This is a genomic window from Escherichia sp. WS547 (assembly GCF_046486065.1).
Taxonomy (GTDB): domain Bacteria; phylum Pseudomonadota; class Gammaproteobacteria; order Enterobacterales; family Enterobacteriaceae; genus Escherichia; species Escherichia coli.
On record NZ_JBJQMA010000002.1, the window covers coordinates 150,717 to 168,546 of the forward strand.

The window sequence follows — 17,830 nt, forward strand, 5'->3', positions numbered from 1 at the left end:
CACTGAACTCGTAGGCCTGATAAGACACAACAGCGTCGCATCAGGCGCTGCGGTGTATACCTGATGCGTATTTAAATCCACCACAAGAAGCCCCATTTATGAAAAACGCGACGTTCTACCTTCTGGACAATGACACCACCGTCGATGGCTTAAGCGCCGTTGAGCAACTGGTGTGTGAAATTGCCGCAGAACGTTGGCGCAGCGGTAAGCGCGTGCTCATCGCCTGTGAAGATGAAAAGCAGGCTTACCGGCTGGATGAAGCCCTGTGGGCGCGTCCGGCAGAAAGCTTTGTTCCGCATAATTTAGCGGGAGAAGGACCGCGTGGCGGTGCGCCGGTGGAGATCGCCTGGCCGCAAAAACGCAGCAGCAGCCCGCGCGATATATTGATTAGTCTGCGAACATGCTTTGCAGATTTTGCCACCGCTTTCACAGAAGTGGTAGACTTCGTTCCTTATGAAGATTCTCTGAAACAACTGGCGCGCGAACGCTATAAAGCCTACCGCGTGGCTGGTTTCAACCTGAATACGGCAACCTGGAAATAATGGAAAAGACATATAACCCACAAGATATCGAACAGCCGCTTTACGAGCACTGGGAAAAGCAGGGCTACTTTAAGCCTAATGGCGATGAAAGCCAGGAAAGTTTCTGCATCATGATCCCGCCGCCGAACGTCACCGGCAGTTTGCATATGGGTCACGCCTTCCAGCAAACCATCATGGATACCATGATCCGCTATCAGCGCATGCAGGGCAAAAACACCCTGTGGCAGGTCGGTACTGACCACGCCGGGATCGCTACCCAGATGGTCGTTGAGCGCAAGATTGCCGCAGAAGAAGGTAAAACCCGTCACGACTACGGCCGCGAAGCTTTCATCGACAAAATCTGGGAATGGAAAGCGGAATCCGGCGGCACGATTACCCGTCAGATGCGCCGTCTCGGCAACTCCGTCGACTGGGAGCGTGAACGCTTCACGATGGACGAAGGCCTGTCCAATGCGGTGAAAGAAGTTTTCGTTCGTCTGTATAAAGAAGACCTGATTTACCGTGGCAAACGCCTGGTAAACTGGGACCCGAAACTGCGCACCGCTATCTCTGACCTGGAAGTGGAAAACCGCGAATCGAAAGGTTCGATGTGGCACATCCGCTATCCGCTGGCTGACGGTGCGAAAACCGCAGACGGTAAAGATTACCTGGTGGTTGCGACTACCCGTCCGGAAACCCTGCTGGGCGATACCGGTGTAGCCGTTAACCCGGAAGATCCGCGTTACAAAGACCTGATTGGCAAATATGTCATTCTACCGCTGGTTAACCGTCGTATTCCGATCGTTGGCGACGAACACGCCGACATGGAAAAAGGCACCGGCTGCGTGAAGATCACCCCGGCGCACGACTTTAACGACTATGAAGTCGGTAAACGTCACGCCCTGCCGATGATCAACATCCTGACCTTTGACGGCGATATCCGTGAAAGCGCCCAGGTGTTCGATACCAAAGGTAACGAATCTGACGTTTATTCCAGCGAGATCCCGGCAGAATTCCAGAAACTGGAGCGTTTTGCCGCACGTAAAGCAGTCGTTGCTGCGGTTGACGCACTCGGCCTGCTGGAAGAAATTAAACCGCACGACCTGACCGTTCCTTACGGCGACCGTGGCGGCGTAGTTATCGAACCAATGCTGACCGACCAGTGGTACGTGCGTGCCGATGTACTGGCGAAACCGGCGGTTGAAGCGGTTGAGAACGGCGACATTCAGTTCGTACCGAAGCAGTACGAAAACATGTATTTCTCCTGGATGCGCGATATTCAGGACTGGTGTATCTCTCGTCAGCTGTGGTGGGGTCACCGTATCCCGGCATGGTATGACGAAGCGGGTAATGTTTATGTTGGCCGCAACGAAGAAGAAGTGCGCAAGGAAAATAACCTCGGTGCCGACGTTGCCCTGCGTCAGGACGAAGACGTTCTCGACACCTGGTTCTCTTCTGCGCTGTGGACCTTCTCTACCCTTGGCTGGCCGGAAAACACCGACGCCCTGCGTCAGTTCCACCCAACCAGCGTGATGGTATCCGGCTTCGACATCATCTTCTTCTGGATTGCCCGCATGATCATGATGACCATGCACTTCATCAAAGATGAAAATGGCAAACCGCAGGTGCCGTTCCACACTGTTTACATGACCGGTCTGATTCGTGACGACGAAGGCCAGAAAATGTCCAAATCCAAGGGTAACGTTATCGACCCGCTGGATATGGTTGACGGTATTTCGCTGCCAGAACTGCTGGAAAAACGTACCGGCAATATGATGCAGCCGCAGCTGGCGGACAAAATCCGTAAGCGCACCGAGAAACAGTTCCCGAACGGCATTGAGCCGCACGGCACCGATGCCCTGCGCTTCACCCTGGCGGCGCTGGCGTCTACCGGTCGTGACATCAACTGGGATATGAAGCGCCTGGAAGGTTACCGTAACTTCTGTAACAAGCTGTGGAACGCCAGCCGCTTTGTGCTGATGAACACAGAAGGTCAGGATTGCGGCTTTAACGGCGGCGAAATGACACTGTCGCTGGCGGACCGCTGGATTCTGGCAGAGTTCAACCAGACCATCAAAGCGTACCGCGAAGCGCTGGACAGCTTCCGCTTCGATATCGCTGCAGGCATTCTGTATGAGTTCACCTGGAACCAGTTCTGTGACTGGTATCTGGAGCTGACCAAGCCGGTAATGAACGGTGGCACCGAAGCCGAACTGCGCGGTACTCGCCATACGCTGGTGACTGTACTGGAAGGTCTGCTGCGCCTCGCGCATCCGATCATTCCGTTCATCACCGAAACCATCTGGCAGCGTGTGAAAGTACTTTGCGGTATCACTGCCGACACCATCATGCTGCAGCCGTTCCCGCAGTACGATGCATCTCAGGTTGATGAAGCCGCACTGGCCGACACCGAATGGCTGAAACAGGCGATCGTTGCGGTACGTAACATCCGTGCAGAAATGAACATCGCGCCGGGCAAACCGCTGGAGCTGCTGCTGCGTGGTTGCAGCGCGGATGCAGAACGTCGCGTAAATGAAAACCGTGGCTTCCTGCAAACCCTGGCGCGTCTGGAAAGCATCACCGTGCTGCCTGCCGATGACAAAGGTCCGGTTTCCGTTACGAAGATCATCGACGGCGCAGAGCTGCTGATCCCGATGGCTGGCCTCATCAACAAAGAAGATGAGCTGGCGCGTCTGGCGAAAGAAGTGGCGAAGATCGAAGGCGAAATCAGCCGTATCGAGAACAAGCTGGCGAATGAAGGCTTTGTCGCCCGCGCACCGGAAGCGGTCATCGCGAAAGAGCGTGAGAAGCTGGAAGGCTATGCGGAAGCGAAAGCGAAGCTGATTGAACAGCAGGCTGTTATCGCCGCGCTGTAATCAACACCGTGATGAAAACGAAGGCCGGAGAATGCTCCGGCCTTTTTTATCTCTTACAGAAATGGTAAAGAAGGCATAATTCCCCGTGAAATACTGGCTAAGAAGCCTTTATCTGGTTGTTCTTCTTTATTGATTAAAGGAAGGTCATCCAAATCGCCCAGCAAATACGTATTTTTTGCCTGCCAGTCAATCATCCATATTTTCAGCAGTGGATAAGCCAGACCGCCCGTAATCCCGGATATCACTACCAACGCACACATGCGATAAAGCATACCGTGGTAAGTTAAAGTTGAGCGAAAACGAATACGCCCATCATTCAGTGACAGGTTGCTCATAAAATGATTTCGCAACGACACCGTTAAATAACTGGTGCTAACAGCAATCCCAAAATAATAGATTAACTGCGCGATTATCATTTTACGTTGCATTTCCATAAATTGCTGTAAATTCTCAATATCATCATTTGCATACACAGAACTATCATACGCATTTAATATTTGATCGAAGATAATATAACCAGCAACAGCGAGAAAAGGTAATAAAGCTAAAAATGCGAGGATGGCATATTTTATACAATACGCAGTATCTAATTTCACCTTGAAACGATGTATACCGAAACTGGTATTGCTCCAGAGAAAACTCATTACCAGGCTATATAAAGTACCATTAAAAATACCAATGGAAACAATACCAACTATTGCCATCAGAACCACAGATATAATAACACTACTTGAACTATTGGCATGTAGCATCTTTGTCGAGATAAAGAAAACAGTCCCCATCCCAATGGCCATTAAAATCGGCAAGAAAAAGGTTACTCACCAGAACCCTTTCATAGAGCAATTAAAACTAAATCTTACGCCGTTGAGACTAGTCATCAAGGCCTGATAACGCAGTCCTTTTGCTGCCATAAATATAAGCAAAACCAACAGTGACAAAGTCAAAACACAGCCAATAAGCGGCATATCTGCTGACACTGTCATTAAGATTGCGAAATAGAAAAAAACAAAAACAAGACAACTAACAAAAACATTCCCACCGGTAATCCCATAAGAAAATCGTTGTCCGTTAACCTCCATATTAGCATAGAGATAACGCTTACATTTCATTAATGCCCATGGTAAATAGATACCTAGCGTTATAATCGTTAACAACACATTCACCACACAAATAAGAAAATATCTCTCACCTGTACCATGAAAAACAAACGAATGGGACGGAACATCCATTTCATTAATAACTTGAGCCATAAAAATTCCCTGAATTAAAAAATCCATTGATATAAGTTATAGATACAGACAGTAAAATGTTCTGCCACGTTACAATACTCTTATCAGTAATAGGCTGGCAAAAACTTTATTGCTTTATAAGATGCTTGCGCACGTAAGAAGAGAGTGGTATTAAACAAATGTATAATTACTTTATTTTTATTGGGTTAAACTATGAATAACATTGCGCCGCAATCACCTGTAATGCGTCGCCTGACGCTGCAGGATAATCCTGCTATTGCCCGCGTCATTCGTCAGGTATCCGCCGAATACGGTCTTACCGCTGATAAAGGCTACACCGTCGCCGATCCGAATCTTGACGAGCTGTATCAAGTGTATAGTCAGCCGGGTCATGCATATTGGGTGGTTGAGTACGAGGGTGAAGTGGTCGGCGGCGGTGGGATTGCGCCATTAGCAGGTAGTGAATCGGACATTTGCGAACTGCAAAAGATGTATTTTCTTCCGGCTATTCGCGGTAAAGGGCTGGCGAAAAAACTGGCCTTAATGGCGATGGAGCAGGCACGAGAGATGGGCTTCAAACGCTGCTATCTGGAAACGACCGCTTTTTTAAAGGAAGCCATTGCGCTTTATGAGCATTTGGGCTTTGAGCATATCGACTATGCGCTTGGCTGCACGGGCCATGTCGATTGTGAAGTGCGGATGCTACGCGAACTCTAAAAAAATGCCCGCTAGTGTGTGCTATCGGGCATTTTAATCAATTAATTAGTGGCGAACCCCGTCATCGTCTTCATCGACAAAATCTTCATCGTCGCCGTCTTCGCCGTTGGGATCTTCAAAGTAAGTGCCCCAACCGTCGTACTCAACGTCAAATTTCTCCGCCAGCGTCATCAGTTGTTCAACCTGGGCATCGATCAGATCGGCATTCAACGCGCACTCGCTGAGGATGTCGCAGCAAATCACGATATCACCATCTTCAACTTCCAGCTCTTCTGGATCGGTCACTTCGTAACCGAGTTTAAACGCTTCAACTGCTGCTTTTTCCAGGGTTTCCAGATCGTCTGCGGAAAGATGGTGTTCGATGGTATACAGCGCGTCCGGATCGCTGCCATCTTCCAGTAATTCTTCAATAATCAAACGTGTTTCTTCACGCTGTTCTTCCAGTTGTTCCGGGTTTGCCATGGCTCATTCCTCTTAATGTCCTGCCGATACTCTTATTGTCACACACCACTGACATTGCCTCCACCTTTGTGACAAAGATTTATGCTTTAGACTTGCAAATGAATAATCATCCATATAAATTGAATTTTAATTCATTGAGGTGTTAGCCACAGGAGGGATCTATGTCCGGGTTTTATCATAAGCATTTCCTGAAATTACTCGATTTCACGCCAGCTGAACTCAACAGCCTGCTGCAGTTAGCCGCGAAGCTGAAAGCCGATAAGAAAAGCGGCAAAGAAGAAGCCAAACTCACTGGTAAAAACATCGCGCTCATCTTCGAAAAAGACTCGACCCGTACCCGATGCTCTTTCGAAGTTGCCGCATATGACCAGGGTGCTCACATTACTTATCTCGGCCCAAGCGGCAGTCAGATTGGTCATAAAGAGTCGATTAAAGACACTGCCCGCGTGCTGGGTCGCATGTATGACGGTATTCAGTATCGCGGCTATGGTCAGGAGATTGTCGAAACACTGGCGGAATACGCTGGCGTGCCGGTATGGAACGGCCTGACCAATGAGTTTCACCCCACGCAGTTGCTGGCGGATCTCCTCACCATGCAGGAGCATTTACCCGGTAAAGCATTCAACGAAATGACGCTGGTCTATGCAGGTGACGCACGTAACAACATGGGCAATTCGATGCTCGAAGCTGCGGCGCTTACCGGTCTGGATTTGCGTCTGGTCGCGCCACAGGCATGCTGGCCGGAAGCTGCGCTGGTTACGGAATGCCGCGCTCTGGCACAGCAAAATGGCGGGAATATTACGCTGACGGAAGATGTAGCTAAAGGAGTTGAAGGTGCTGACTTTATCTATACCGATGTATGGGTGTCGATGGGTGAAGCAAAAGAGAAATGGGCTGAACGCATTGCATTGCTGCGTGATTATCAAGTGAACAGCAAGATGATGCAGTTGACCGGTAACCCGGAGGTCAAATTCCTCCACTGCCTGCCCGCGTTTCATGACGACCAAACGACGCTTGGCAAGAAAATGGCGGAAGAGTTTGGCCTACATGGCGGAATGGAAGTGACTGATGAGGTCTTCGAATCTGCCGCCAGCATTGTATTTGATCAGGCGGAAAACCGCATGCATACTATCAAAGCGGTGATGGTCGCGACGCTCAGTAAATTAAATAATTAATATCTCTATCAAGATGCCGGGAAATACAAAAACATCCCGGCATCACATTATTTTATGCAGTGATAGTTTTTTTCTTCCAGCCAAATTTTTCTATTGCTATACGTAAATTTTCCGGAGGATTTAATTTTCCCAACTGTTCATTATTAATATATTCATATATTTATATATATTGATTTTGCCATTCCGGAGGATTTTCATCATTCTTGTTCTAATTTTTAATTCATTACCCATCTTTTCTTCAAAAATCTTAATGACATAACCCGGAAGTTTTTTTACAATTTCATTTGTTTTTTCTTCATTACCATAAACATATCCTAACTCATTAAGATACAGCTGTTCGCCCTCATACTTCTTAATTAATTGATAGAAGTACCACTTCGCAAAATCAGGTTGCTTCATGAAAAAATCCTTCAAAAAAATATCATTTACTAAAATGCTGACAGGCACTTCATTAAATAGCAACTTAACATCATCAAATAACCTTAGTATTAAGCGTGATTTTTCTTGATTGCTTAAGTTAAAATCATTGACATATACAACCAACTTCTCCCAAATCAATTCCTGTAACTCAGGGCTGTTTTTATAGGGTTCTTTATTGAGGTTGAAAAATAATGTCTCAGCTATTTTAGACTGATCGCAGTTAAAATCAATATGATCGATCACGGAGCGGGCATGCTTTATCTTTGTAGTATCATCAGAATATTGCATACTTTGATTAAAACACCACTCCAGAATTTTTACATCATTAATATATGGCAATTTTAAAAAAGTCTTCAACATCGAATCGATGACCTTTTCGAGATTAACTTTTGCATCATCTAAGGAATCAATAAGAATATTAGACAGGTTAATTTTGATGTTATTAATTTCATCATTACCTTCTGTACCACTAGCAATTCTGGTATCATGTAACGCTTTCAGATCATTTATTTCTTCAAGTATACCACCTTCGCCTAGTAAGTATGGAATCGTGTCATCACATACATGAGGCATTAATAGCAGATGTTCTTTCTTTATTTTTTCTAATGTACTGGCTAATGGCTTTTCTAATAACTCGTTATAATCAATTGCGTCCTTCCAGTTCAACTGATGATTATTTAATAGAAGCGCCATATTCTTGTTAGCTTCGCGTTGGTAACACGCCAGAACCTTGTTAGTAATCAGATGTAATGAACTATCATCTTTTCTTTCAAAAGACTTACCTTCATAACGAAAACTCAAAAAATCAGATTGTGGAAATATAATGGCTGTATGTCCTTGACGAGTCCCCATAGTAGTGGTAGTAGAAAGTGAAATTTCTATAATCACCTTAGATGAATCCGCACGCTCACCTTCAGGATTATTCATAACAAAATTCATTATTTCACTGCCATCATTATTTTTGATATAAGATGAGGACTCAATATGAGCCATCATATTTCTACCCGCTTCGTTGGAGCGTTTGCTAAAATCCACATAACCCAGGGTAAATATTTTTGCCAAAAACTCCAAAAATGCTCCAGGAGATAGAATATTCCTTCTGCTATCCTGCCCCTCGGCATTACGAGCAAAATCATTCATTCCCACACACCAGGTATTTAAGACTTCATTTTTTGGTTTAACATTGTCGGCTGATGCCATGTGTTGATAACAATTCAAATCTGATATTTTTGCCATGACGGACTCCTTGAGTTAATAAGAACGTCTAAGCATTACAAATTCTACTCACAAAAAAATATCAAAAAACGCTCTTTTCACAAACTCGCCGTAAACCTGGAGTTATTTACGGCGAAAAGTCATCACGCCATCAGCATCTTCACTACTGCTTTGCGAACCTGGGCTGGCGCGCCCACTGCGCACAGCGGTTTATGCACTTCCCCCGGATAAAACACAACAAAATCACCTTCATTAAGGATAACTGTTTTCTCATCAACGCCTTCCGGCAAAAATGCGATGTCTTTATCAGCTAACCAGTCGGTATCCGGCGTGCCTGCAGGTTGCGTGCTGAAGGTCATGCCTTCCTGACCTTTTAACACAATCTGAATGTCGAGATAGCGGGCATGATACTCCGCACGGCGAGCTTCGTACGGCTCGGTCATATCTTCCGAGATAAGATAAAACAGACGATTGCCTTCGATATCGTGCTTACCCTTTGGCGTTTCTGCCGTAACGTGCGCTTTGATATGCTCAATCGCCTGGCGTAACTCCTGGGGTAGCCACGGCTGAAGATTATGAATATTTCCGATGATCATCTTTTCCACTCCTTAATTAAAACAATGTTTCATTTCCACCGTTATACGAAAAGATGATCAATTCCGCTAGCCTTAACGCGTGAATTATTGTCTTATCACAACTTATCGGCAGGCGCGTTCCCGCCTTTCGGGTCAAGGCCAGCATCACTCCTTGAGAATAGTTTTTATCGCTTCCCCCGCCAGTGCAGCTGTTGCACAGAGTTGTTCGATGGAGTGCCCCTCCCGTGCCTTCGCAGAAAGCCCTGACATCACGGTACTCATAAAATCAGTCACACATTGTGCGCTTTGTGGATGCCGCCTGGCGATATAGTCATAAATGGTCGTTTCTGCGGCGTGATAATATTGAACGGCAATATCACGCGCTTGTGGATCATGACTATGAATACCTTCAAGAACCATACAGCCAGCGCAGCCGCCGTTTTGGCTATATCTGCGCGCCGCTTCTTTTAATACCTCAACCAGGCACTCGCCTACCGGACGATCATCACGAAGAATATCGGCAAGCGGAATAGCTTCCGTACCGACATATTCATTGAGTACACGGCTAAATAACCCAACTTTACTGCCAAAAGCTGCGTAGAGGCTCGGGGGGTTAATACCAAGATAATCAGTAACTTCAGCAACACTGACAGCATCGAAACCTTTTTGGTGAAAAAGCACTTTTGCCGCAGAGACTGCCTGCTCAGGAGCGAAACGTCTGGGACGACCTGGAACGCGAGATTGTTTTTTAGTGACCATTACAAAACTTGTTGACAGAAAGTTAAAACAGTTTTGTAATGCATGTTACATAATAAATCAAGGAGTCCTTATGGGCGCTTTTACAGGTAAGACAGTTCTCATCCTCGGTGGCAGTCGTGGAATCGGTGCCGCTATCGTACGTCGTTTCGTCACTGATGGGGCCAATGTACGATTCACCTATGCGGGGTCGAAAGATGCCGCTGAACATCTGGCACAAGAGACTGGAGCGACAGCAGTATTTACAGATAGTGCTGACAGAGACGCTGTCATTGATGTCGTTCGTAAGAGCGGCGCATTGGATATCCTGGTGGTAAATGCAGGTATTGGCGTCTTTGGCGATGCCCTGGAATTAAATGCCGACGATATTGATCGCCTTTTCAAAATCAATATTCATGCTCCTTATCATGCCTCTGTTGAAGCCGCCCGGCAGATGCCCGAAGGCGGGCGCATCTTAATCATCGGCTCCGTGAATGGCGATCGTATGCCTGTTGCAGGCATGGCTGCTTATGCCGCCAGCAAATCTGCCCTGCAAGGCATGGCGCGCGGGCTGGCCCGTGATTTTGGACCGCGTGGGATCACCATTAACGTCGTCCAGCCAGGGCCAATTGATACCGACGCTAATCCCGCCAACGGGCCAATGCGCGATATGTTGCATAGTTTGATGGCTATCAAAAGACATGGGCAACCGGAAGAGGTCGCTGGTATGGTCGCATGGTTAGCAGGGCCAGAAGCCAGTTTTGTTACCGGCGCGATGCATACCATTGATGGCGCGTTTGGCGCATAACCGACTACGCTCAATTAAGCCCAGCCATTATCCATGATGTCTGGGTTTTGTTTACTCACGTCGTCCGCTAAAAGCGGCTCCCGGTAAAGAGAAATCTTCTGTTCATGTCGTAAATCTTGAGGATAACCAAATGGTAGAAAGAACCGCTGTTTTCCCTGCTGGCCGACATTCACTGTATGCTGAGCATCGTTATTCTGCGGCTATTCGTTCCGGCGATTTGCTGTTTGTTTCCGGGCAAGTAGGAAGTCGAGAGGACGGAACACCAGAACCCGATTTTCAGCAACAAGTCAGACTGGCATTTGATAATTTGCATGCGACCCTGGCTGCTGCGGGATGCACTTTTGACGATATCATTGATGTTACGAGCTTTCATACCGATCCGGAAAAACAATTTGAAGACATCATGACGGTCAAAAATGAAATATTTAGCGCCCCTCCTTATCCAAACTGGACGGCGGTGGGCGTTACCTGGCTGGCAGGCTTTGATTTTGAAATTAAAGTGATAGCGCGCATCCCTGAGCTGTAAGCAATAGTGTTAGCCGTTCGTTTTCACACTCCGCCCTATAAGTCGGATGAATGGAATAAAATGCATATCTGATTGCGTGAAAGTGAAAAAGAAAAAAGCAGGAAATGTCTGCAATTATTGATACCGAACGACAGTTCTCCTCCAGAATCAAAGCAAATAAAAATGCATACATTTTGACTTTTAATTCAAATAAACCGTTTGCGCTGACAAAATATTGCATCAAATGCTTGCACCGCTTCTGGCTATGAGTATAATGCCGGACAATTTGCCGGGAGGATGTATGGTTCAGTGTGTTCGACATTTTGTCTTACCGCGTCTGAAAAAAGACGCTGGCCTGCCGTTTTTCTTCCCGTTGATCACCCATTCCCAGCCCCTCAATCGAGGGGCTTTTTTTTGCCCAGGCGTCAGGAGATAAAAGATGGCTAATCCGCTATATCAGAAACATATCATTTCCATAAACGACCTTAGTCGCGATGACCTTAATCTGGTGCTGGCGACAGCGGCGAAACTGAAAGCAAACCCGCAACCAGAGCTGTTGAAGCACAAAGTCATTGCCAGCTGTTTCTTCGAAGCCTCTACCCGTACCCGCCTCTCTTTCGAAACATCTATGCACCGCCTGGGTGCCAGCGTGGTGGGCTTCTCCGACAGCGCCAATACATCACTGGGTAAAAAGGGCGAAACGCTGGCCGATACCATTTCGGTTATCAGCACTTACGTCGATGCGATAGTGATGCGTCATCCGCAGGAAGGTGCGGCGCGCCTGGCCACCGAGTTTTCCGGCAATGTACCGGTACTGAATGCCGGTGATGGCTCCAACCAACATCCGACGCAAACCTTGCTGGACTTATTCACTATTCAGGAAACCCAGGGGCGTCTGGACAATCTCCACGTCGCAATGGTTGGTGACCTGAAATATGGCCGCACCGTTCACTCCCTGACTCAGGCGTTAGCGAAGTTCGATGGCAACCGTTTTTACTTCATCGCGCCGGACGCGCTGGCAATGCCGCAATACATTCTGGATATGCTCGATGAAAAAGGGATCGCATGGAGTCTGCACAGCTCTATTGAAGAAGTGATGGCGGAAGTAGACATCCTGTACATGACCCGCGTGCAAAAAGAGCGTCTGGACCCGTCCGAGTACGCCAACGTGAAAGCGCAGTTTGTTCTTCGCGCCAGCGATCTCCACAACGCCAAAGCCAATATGAAAGTGCTGCATCCGCTGCCGCGTGTTGATGAGATTGCGACGGATGTTGATAAAACGCCACACGCCTGGTACTTCCAGCAGGCAGGCAACGGGATTTTCGCTCGCCAGGCGTTACTGGCACTGGTTCTGAATCGCGATCGGGTACTGTAAGGGGAAATAGAGATGACACACGATAATAAATTGCAGGTTGAAGCTATTAAACGCGGCACGGTAATTGACCATATCCCCGCCCAGATCGGTTTTAAGCTGTTGAGTCTGTTCAAGCTGACCGAAACGGATCAGCGCATCACCATTGGTCTGAACCTGCCTTCTGGCGAGATGGGCCGCAAAGATCTGATCAAAATCGAAAATACCTTTTTGAGTGAAGATCAGGTAGATCAACTGGCATTGTATGCGCCGCAAGCCACGGTTAACCGTATCGACAACTATGAAGTGGTGGGTAAATCGCGCCCCAGTCTGCCGGAGCGCATCGACAATGTGCTGGTCTGCCCGAACAGCAACTGTATCAGCCATGCCGAACCGGTTTCTTCCAGCTTTGCCGTGCGAAAACGCGCCAATGACATCGCGCTCAAATGCAAATACTGTGAAAAAGAGTTTTCCCATAATGTGGTGCTGGCCAATTAATTGCGGTTGGTAATAAAAGTCTGGCTCCCTATAATGAGCCAGACTTTTTACCGCTGTAATAAAGGAGAAATCATGAGCAAAACTATCGCGACGGAAAATGCACCGGCAGCTATCGGTCCTTACGTACAGGGCGTTGATCTGGGCAATATGATCATCACCTCCGGCCAGATCCCGGTAAATCCGAAAACGGGCGAAGTACCGGCAGACGTCGCTGCACAGGCACGTCAGTCGCTGGATAACGTAAAAGCGATCGTCGAAGCCGCAGGCCTGAAAGTGGGCGACATCGTTAAAACCACCGTGTTTGTGAAAGATCTGAACGACTTCGCAACCGTTAATGCTACCTACGAAGCCTTCTTCACCGAACACAATGCCACCTTCCCGGCACGTTCTTGCGTTGAAGTTGCCCGTCTGCCGAAAGACGTAAAAATTGAGATCGAAGCGATCGCTGTTCGTCGCTAATCTTGATGGAAATCCGGGCTATCATGCCCGGATTAAATCTGATGACAAACGCAAAATTGCCTGATGCGCTACGCTTATCAGGCCTACGTGATTCCTGCAATTGATTGAATTTGTAGGCCGGATAAGGCATTTACGCCGCATCCGGCATGAACAACGCTCACTTTGTCTGCAATCTGAATCGGGGCTATCGTGCCCAGTTTATTCTTTACTGCCAGCCGTAACGACGGCTATAGAACCCTTTCACCAACTGGGTTAACGTCATATACCCTGCCAGAATCGCAACCAGCCACGGGAAATAGCTTAACGGCAGCGCCTGCAGCTGCAGATAACTGGCCAGCGGTGAAAACGGCAATGCGATCCCGACAATCATCACGATCACGGTCATGATCATTAACGGCCACGATGCACAGCTCTGAATAAACGGCACACGGCGGGTACGGATCATATGCACAATCAGCGTTTGCGACAGTAAGCCCACCACAAACCATCCCGACTGGAACAGCGTTTGCGTTTCCGGCGTGTTGGCATGGAATACCCACCACATCAGGCAAAACGTCAGAATATCGAAGATCGAGCTGATCGGTCCGAAGAAGATCATAAAGCGCCCCAGATCCGCCGGATTCCAACGCTGCGGCTTTTGAATTTGCTCGTCGTCGACGTTATCAAACGGGATCGCCACCTGTGACACATCGTACAGCAGGTTCTGAATAAGCAAGTGTAACGGCAACATCGGCAGGAAGGGCAAGAAAGCACTCGCCACCAGCACGCTGAACACATTACCGAAGTTAGAGCTCGCCGTCATTTTGATGTATTTCAGCATGTTGGCGAAAGTGCGACGTCCCTCAATAACCCCCTCTTCCAGCACCATCAGGCTTTTTTCCAGCAGGATGATATCAGCCGCTTCACGGGCAATATCTACCGCGCCGTCCACAGAAATGCCGATATCCGCAGCGCGTAAGGCGGGCGCATCATTAATACCATCGCCCATAAAGCCAACCACATGCCCTTCGCGCTTCAGTAAGGTCACAATGCGTTCTTTATGCATCGGCGTCAGACGAGCAAACAGCGTGGTGCGCTGTGCGAGATTTGCCAGTTCGTCGTCAGATAGCGTTTCAATATCACTACCAATGACCACCTCTCCCGCGTCCAGCCCCACTTCATGGCACACTTTCGCTGCAACTAACTCACTGTCGCCAGTAAGGATTTTTACGGTAATTCCACTCGCTTTTAATGCCTTCAGTGCCGGAGCAGTTGTCTCTTTTGGCGGATCAAGGAAAGCAATATATCCTTCGAGGATCAGGTCGGATTCATCCGCCCGCTGGTAATCTCCTTCACGCGCTGGCAGGTATTTCGTCGCCACCGCAACCACGCGCAGCCCCTGACGATTCAGCGTATCAGTAACCCGCTTAATCTTACGCAGCATGATGTCATCGAGCGGCACAATCTCGCCATTGTGACGCACCTGCGAACACACATTGAGGATTTCCTGCAATGCACCTTTGCAAACCAGCTGATGGTGCTCGGTATTTTCTGCCACTACCACCGACATCCGGCGACGCTCGAAATCAAACGGAATCTCATCGATTTTTTGCCAACGACTGGCCAGCGAGCGCGCTGACTCTTCATCCGTACCTTCGAGCACCGCTGTATCGAGCAGGTTTTTAAGTCCGGTCTGATAATGACTGTTCAACCACGCGCTATGCAGCACGCGTTCGCTGGTTTTACCGGAGATATCGGTATGATTCTCCAGCACAATTTTGTCCTGTGTCAGGGTGCCAGTTTTATCAGTGCACAGAATATCCATTGCGCCAAAGTTCTGAATAGCATCCAGATGTTTGACGATCACTTTCTGTTTCGACAGCTTTACTGCGCCGCGCGCCAGCGTCGAGGTAACAATCATCGGCAACATTTCCGGCGTTAAGCCTACCGCGACCGAAAGCGCAAACAGTGCCGCTTCCCACCAGTCGCCTTTGGTGTAACCATTGATTAACAGCACCACCGGAGCCATCACCAGCATAAAGCGAATCAGCAGCATACTGACGCGGCTGATCCCTTGCTGAAAGGCATTCGGCTCGCTTTCCTGCTCACTAACACGCCCCGCCAGTTGACCAAACCAGGTATTGGCACCTGTAGCAATCACCATTGCTTGTGCCGTGCCGCTCACCACGGTGGTGCCCATAAAACACAGGGTGTCGCACTCCAGCGGATTGCTGTGCTCCGGCTGGCGAGTGGTAGCTGCTTTTTCTACGGGCAGAGACTCACCGGTTAACGACGCCTGAGCGACGAACAGATCCCGCGCCTGCAAGATACGTAAATCTGCCGGGATCATATCCCCCGCCGCCAGTTTTATAATATCGCCGGGCACCAGCTGGTCGATCGGGATCTCCAGCCAGCCATTTTCGCCTTTGTCGTTAATTACGCGCAGCACCGTCGCAGTATTGCTGACCATCGCTTTCAGGGCATCTGCCGCTTTAGTGGAACGTGCTTCCTGAATAAAGTTCAGCAACGTAGAAATGGCGACCATTAGCGCGATAACGCCCGCGGCAAATAAATCTTCCGTGGCGTAAGAAATAGCGCCGAGAATGGTGAGTAAAATATTAAAGGGGTTGCGATAGCAGACCCATAAATGTACCCACCACGGCGACGGTTGTTGTGCGGGTAATTTATTTTCACCATGTTGTTCGCGGGCAGATTCCACTTCCGCCTGATTTAACCCTTCCGGATGGGTGTCGAACGTTTTCCACAATTCTTCTTCGGGCATCACCGCCATTTTCAGGCAATGCGCACTTAAGGACGGCGGGACCACCGTATTCACTGTCTGCTGCGCGCCAGGCAATGGATCACGATGAACCAGACGGGAAGGTAAATGGCGAATGAGCCGGGTAAAAATTTCTTTAAACATAAGGAGTCCCTCCGCACTGTCTGAAACAGTACAGAAATGTCTTCAGGCGTGGCGAAGCCTTACCTGAAGGTAATAAAGCTGAGCAGGGACGTTAAAACGTCACGGCCTTACGCATCCGGTAACGCCGTGAAAAGACGGGCTTACCGAAAAAGTTTTAATCTCCGTCGAGGGAGAGGCGTGGGATCAGGTTCCATATAACCTCCGGTAAGTGAAAAAAGCGCCGCAAATAATAAGGAGAATCCAATAATATTCGTAGCATTTATGGCGATATAATACCTGCTGGCAACTAAACCAACGATAAACCAGACTTTACCCATTGCTGAATGCACGGGTAAAGTTAGCCTCAAATAATTAAACAACACGTTACGGGACAACAGGATGCAAAATCGGCTGACCATCAAAGACATCGCGCGCTTAAGCGGCGTGGGGAAATCTACGGTTTCCCGGGTGCTGAATAACGAAAGCGGCGTGAGCCAGCGCACGCGCGAGCGCGTGGAAGCAGTGATGAATCAGCATGGATTTTCCCCTTCCCGCTCTGCGCGCGCTATGCGTGGGCAAAGCGATAAAGTGGTCGCCATCATTGTTACCCGCCTGGATTCGTTGTCAGAAAATCTCGCCGTTCAAACCATGCTGCCAGCGTTCTATGAACAAGGTTACGACCCAATCATGATGGAAAGTCAGTTTTCCCCGCAATTAGTTGCCGAACATTTGGGGATCCTAAAACGGCGTAATATCGACGGCGTAGTGCTGTTCGGTTTTACCGGCATAACAGAAGAAATGTTAGCCCACTGGCAGTCATCGCTGGTTCTGCTGGCGCGTGACGCAAAAGGCTTTGCTTCGGTCTGTTATGACGACGAAGGGGCAATCAAGATCCTGATGCAACGGCTCTATGACCAGGGGCATCGTAATATCAGTTATCTCGGCGTGCCGCACAGTGACGTGACGACCGGTAAGCGACGTCACGAAGCCTACCTGGCGTTCTGCAAAGCGCATAAACTGCATCCCGTTGCCGCTCTGCCAGGGCTTGCTATGAAGCAAGGCTATGAGAACGTAGCAAAAGTGATTACGCCTGAAACTACCGCCTTACTGTGCGCAACCGACACGCTGGCACTTGGCGCAAGTAAATACCTGCAAGAGCAACGCATCGACACCTTGCAACTGGCGAGCGTCGGTAATACGCCGTTAATGAAATTCCTTCATCCGGAGATCGTCACCGTAGATCCTGGTTACGCCGAAGCTGGACGCCAGGCGGCCTGCCAATTGATCGCACAGGTAACCGGGCGCAGCGAACCGCAACAAATCATCATCCCCGCCACCCTGTCCTGATCGTTTCCTGAACGATAAATTGTGATCTTCGCTGCGTTTCGGGAACGTTCCCGTTT

The 17,830-nt window shown here is 48.6% G+C and carries 16 protein-coding genes and 2 pseudogenes; 11 read left to right on the forward strand and 7 right to left on the reverse strand.

Going from position 1 to position 17,830, the window contains the following annotated elements; all coding sequences use genetic code 11:
• The first annotated feature begins 98 nt into the window (after nucleotides 1-98).
• The gene (gene holC / locus ACJHWK_RS02585) at nucleotides 99-542 is read left to right on the forward strand and encodes a DNA polymerase III subunit chi (RefSeq protein WP_000786398.1); all 444 of its coding nucleotides are present in this window, start codon (nucleotides 99-101) and stop codon (nucleotides 540-542) included.
• Complete coding sequence (valS, locus tag ACJHWK_RS02590; RefSeq protein ID WP_000416407.1) at nucleotides 542-3,397, forward strand: valine--tRNA ligase; 2,856 nt, start codon at nucleotides 542-544, stop codon at nucleotides 3,395-3,397. The genes holC and valS overlap by 1 nt, the downstream gene beginning before the upstream one ends.
• Nucleotides 3,398-3,450: 53 nt before the next feature.
• Here valS and ACJHWK_RS02595 read toward each other — a convergent pair.
• Nucleotides 3,451-4,647, reverse strand: a pseudogene (locus ACJHWK_RS02595) (YjgN family protein).
• Nucleotides 4,648-4,839: 192 nt separating this feature from the next.
• On the opposite strand from ACJHWK_RS02595, the gene ACJHWK_RS02600 reads away from it, so the two are divergent.
• Nucleotides 4,840-5,343, forward strand: a complete 504-nt coding sequence (locus tag ACJHWK_RS02600) for a GNAT family N-acetyltransferase (RefSeq protein ID WP_001059398.1) — start codon at nucleotides 4,840-4,842, stop codon at nucleotides 5,341-5,343.
• A 45-nt stretch (nucleotides 5,344-5,388) separates the two neighbouring features.
• Here the strand turns inward: ACJHWK_RS02600 and rraB are convergent, their stop codons facing one another.
• Nucleotides 5,389-5,805: a ribonuclease E inhibitor RraB gene (gene rraB, locus ACJHWK_RS02605; protein ID WP_000002953.1), complete on the reverse strand. Its 417-nt coding sequence runs from the start codon at nucleotides 5,803-5,805 to the stop codon at nucleotides 5,389-5,391.
• A gap of 161 nt (nucleotides 5,806-5,966) precedes the next feature.
• On the opposite strand from rraB, the gene argF reads away from it, so the two are divergent.
• Nucleotides 5,967-6,980: an ornithine carbamoyltransferase gene (gene argF / locus ACJHWK_RS02610; protein ID WP_021579438.1), complete on the forward strand. Its 1,014-nt coding sequence runs from the start codon at nucleotides 5,967-5,969 to the stop codon at nucleotides 6,978-6,980.
• 120 nt (nucleotides 6,981-7,100) lie between these two features.
• Here the strand turns inward: argF and ACJHWK_RS02615 are convergent, their stop codons facing one another.
• The 3 genes from ACJHWK_RS02615 to ACJHWK_RS02625 all read right to left on the reverse strand — a co-directional run bounded on the left by ACJHWK_RS02615 (nucleotide 7,101) and on the right by ACJHWK_RS02625 (nucleotide 9,949).
• Nucleotides 7,101-8,636 carry a hypothetical protein gene (locus ACJHWK_RS02615; protein WP_021579437.1) on the reverse strand — a complete coding sequence of 512 codons (1,536 nt, stop codon included), beginning with the start codon at nucleotides 8,634-8,636 and terminating at the stop codon, nucleotides 7,101-7,103.
• Between the two features lie 122 nt (nucleotides 8,637-8,758).
• Nucleotides 8,759-9,211, reverse strand: a complete 453-nt coding sequence (tabA, locus tag ACJHWK_RS02620) for a toxin-antitoxin biofilm protein TabA (protein WP_000583470.1) — start codon at nucleotides 9,209-9,211, stop codon at nucleotides 8,759-8,761.
• 144 nt (nucleotides 9,212-9,355) lie between these two features.
• Nucleotides 9,356-9,949, reverse strand: a complete 594-nt coding sequence (locus ACJHWK_RS02625; protein ID WP_000256681.1) for a TetR/AcrR family transcriptional regulator — start codon at nucleotides 9,947-9,949, stop codon at nucleotides 9,356-9,358.
• 70 nt (nucleotides 9,950-10,019) lie between these two features.
• On the opposite strand from ACJHWK_RS02625, the gene bdcA reads away from it, so the two are divergent.
• The 6 genes from bdcA (at nucleotide 10,020) to ridA (ending at nucleotide 13,546) form a co-directional block, all read left to right on the forward strand.
• Nucleotides 10,020-10,733 carry an SDR family oxidoreductase gene (gene bdcA / locus ACJHWK_RS02630; RefSeq protein ID WP_000500687.1) on the forward strand — a complete coding sequence of 238 codons (714 nt, stop codon included), beginning with the start codon at nucleotides 10,020-10,022 and terminating at the stop codon, nucleotides 10,731-10,733.
• A 130-nt stretch (nucleotides 10,734-10,863) separates the two neighbouring features.
• Nucleotides 10,864-11,259: a RidA family protein gene (locus ACJHWK_RS02635; RefSeq protein WP_000230273.1), complete on the forward strand. Its 396-nt coding sequence runs from the start codon at nucleotides 10,864-10,866 to the stop codon at nucleotides 11,257-11,259.
• Nucleotides 11,260-11,539: 280 nt separating this feature from the next.
• Nucleotides 11,540-11,674, forward strand: a complete 135-nt coding sequence (pyrL, locus tag ACJHWK_RS02640; RefSeq protein ID WP_001296693.1) for a pyr operon leader peptide — start codon at nucleotides 11,540-11,542, stop codon at nucleotides 11,672-11,674.
• Nucleotides 11,675-11,677: 3 nt separating this feature from the next.
• Nucleotides 11,678-12,613, forward strand: a complete 936-nt coding sequence (pyrB, locus tag ACJHWK_RS02645; RefSeq protein WP_050010465.1) for an aspartate carbamoyltransferase — start codon at nucleotides 11,678-11,680, stop codon at nucleotides 12,611-12,613.
• A 12-nt stretch (nucleotides 12,614-12,625) separates the two neighbouring features.
• Nucleotides 12,626-13,087: an aspartate carbamoyltransferase regulatory subunit gene (gene pyrI, locus ACJHWK_RS02650; RefSeq protein WP_000148581.1), complete on the forward strand. Its 462-nt coding sequence runs from the start codon at nucleotides 12,626-12,628 to the stop codon at nucleotides 13,085-13,087.
• Nucleotides 13,088-13,159: 72 nt separating this feature from the next.
• A complete protein-coding gene (ridA, locus tag ACJHWK_RS02655; protein ID WP_000047539.1) occupies nucleotides 13,160-13,546 on the forward strand; it encodes a 2-iminobutanoate/2-iminopropanoate deaminase in 387 nt (128 codons plus the stop codon).
• Nucleotides 13,547-13,751: 205 nt separating this feature from the next.
• Here ridA and mgtA read toward each other — a convergent pair whose 3' ends face one another.
• Together mgtA and mgtL are read right to left on the reverse strand one after the other, a co-directional pair.
• The gene (mgtA, locus tag ACJHWK_RS02660) at nucleotides 13,752-16,448 is read right to left on the reverse strand and encodes a magnesium-translocating P-type ATPase (RefSeq protein ID WP_000471889.1); all 2,697 of its coding nucleotides are present in this window, start codon (nucleotides 16,446-16,448) and stop codon (nucleotides 13,752-13,754) included.
• 140 nt (nucleotides 16,449-16,588) lie between these two features.
• On the reverse strand, nucleotides 16,589-16,642 hold the full coding sequence (gene mgtL, locus ACJHWK_RS02665; protein ID WP_001387276.1) for a mgtA regulatory leader peptide MgtL: 54 nt from the start codon (nucleotides 16,640-16,642) through the stop codon (nucleotides 16,589-16,591).
• A 181-nt stretch (nucleotides 16,643-16,823) separates the two neighbouring features.
• Between mgtL and treR the strand changes: the two are divergent.
• Nucleotides 16,824-17,774, forward strand: a pseudogene (treR, locus tag ACJHWK_RS02670) (trehalose operon repressor TreR); the annotation flags it as partial.
• Between the last annotated feature and the right edge of the window lie 56 nt (nucleotides 17,775-17,830).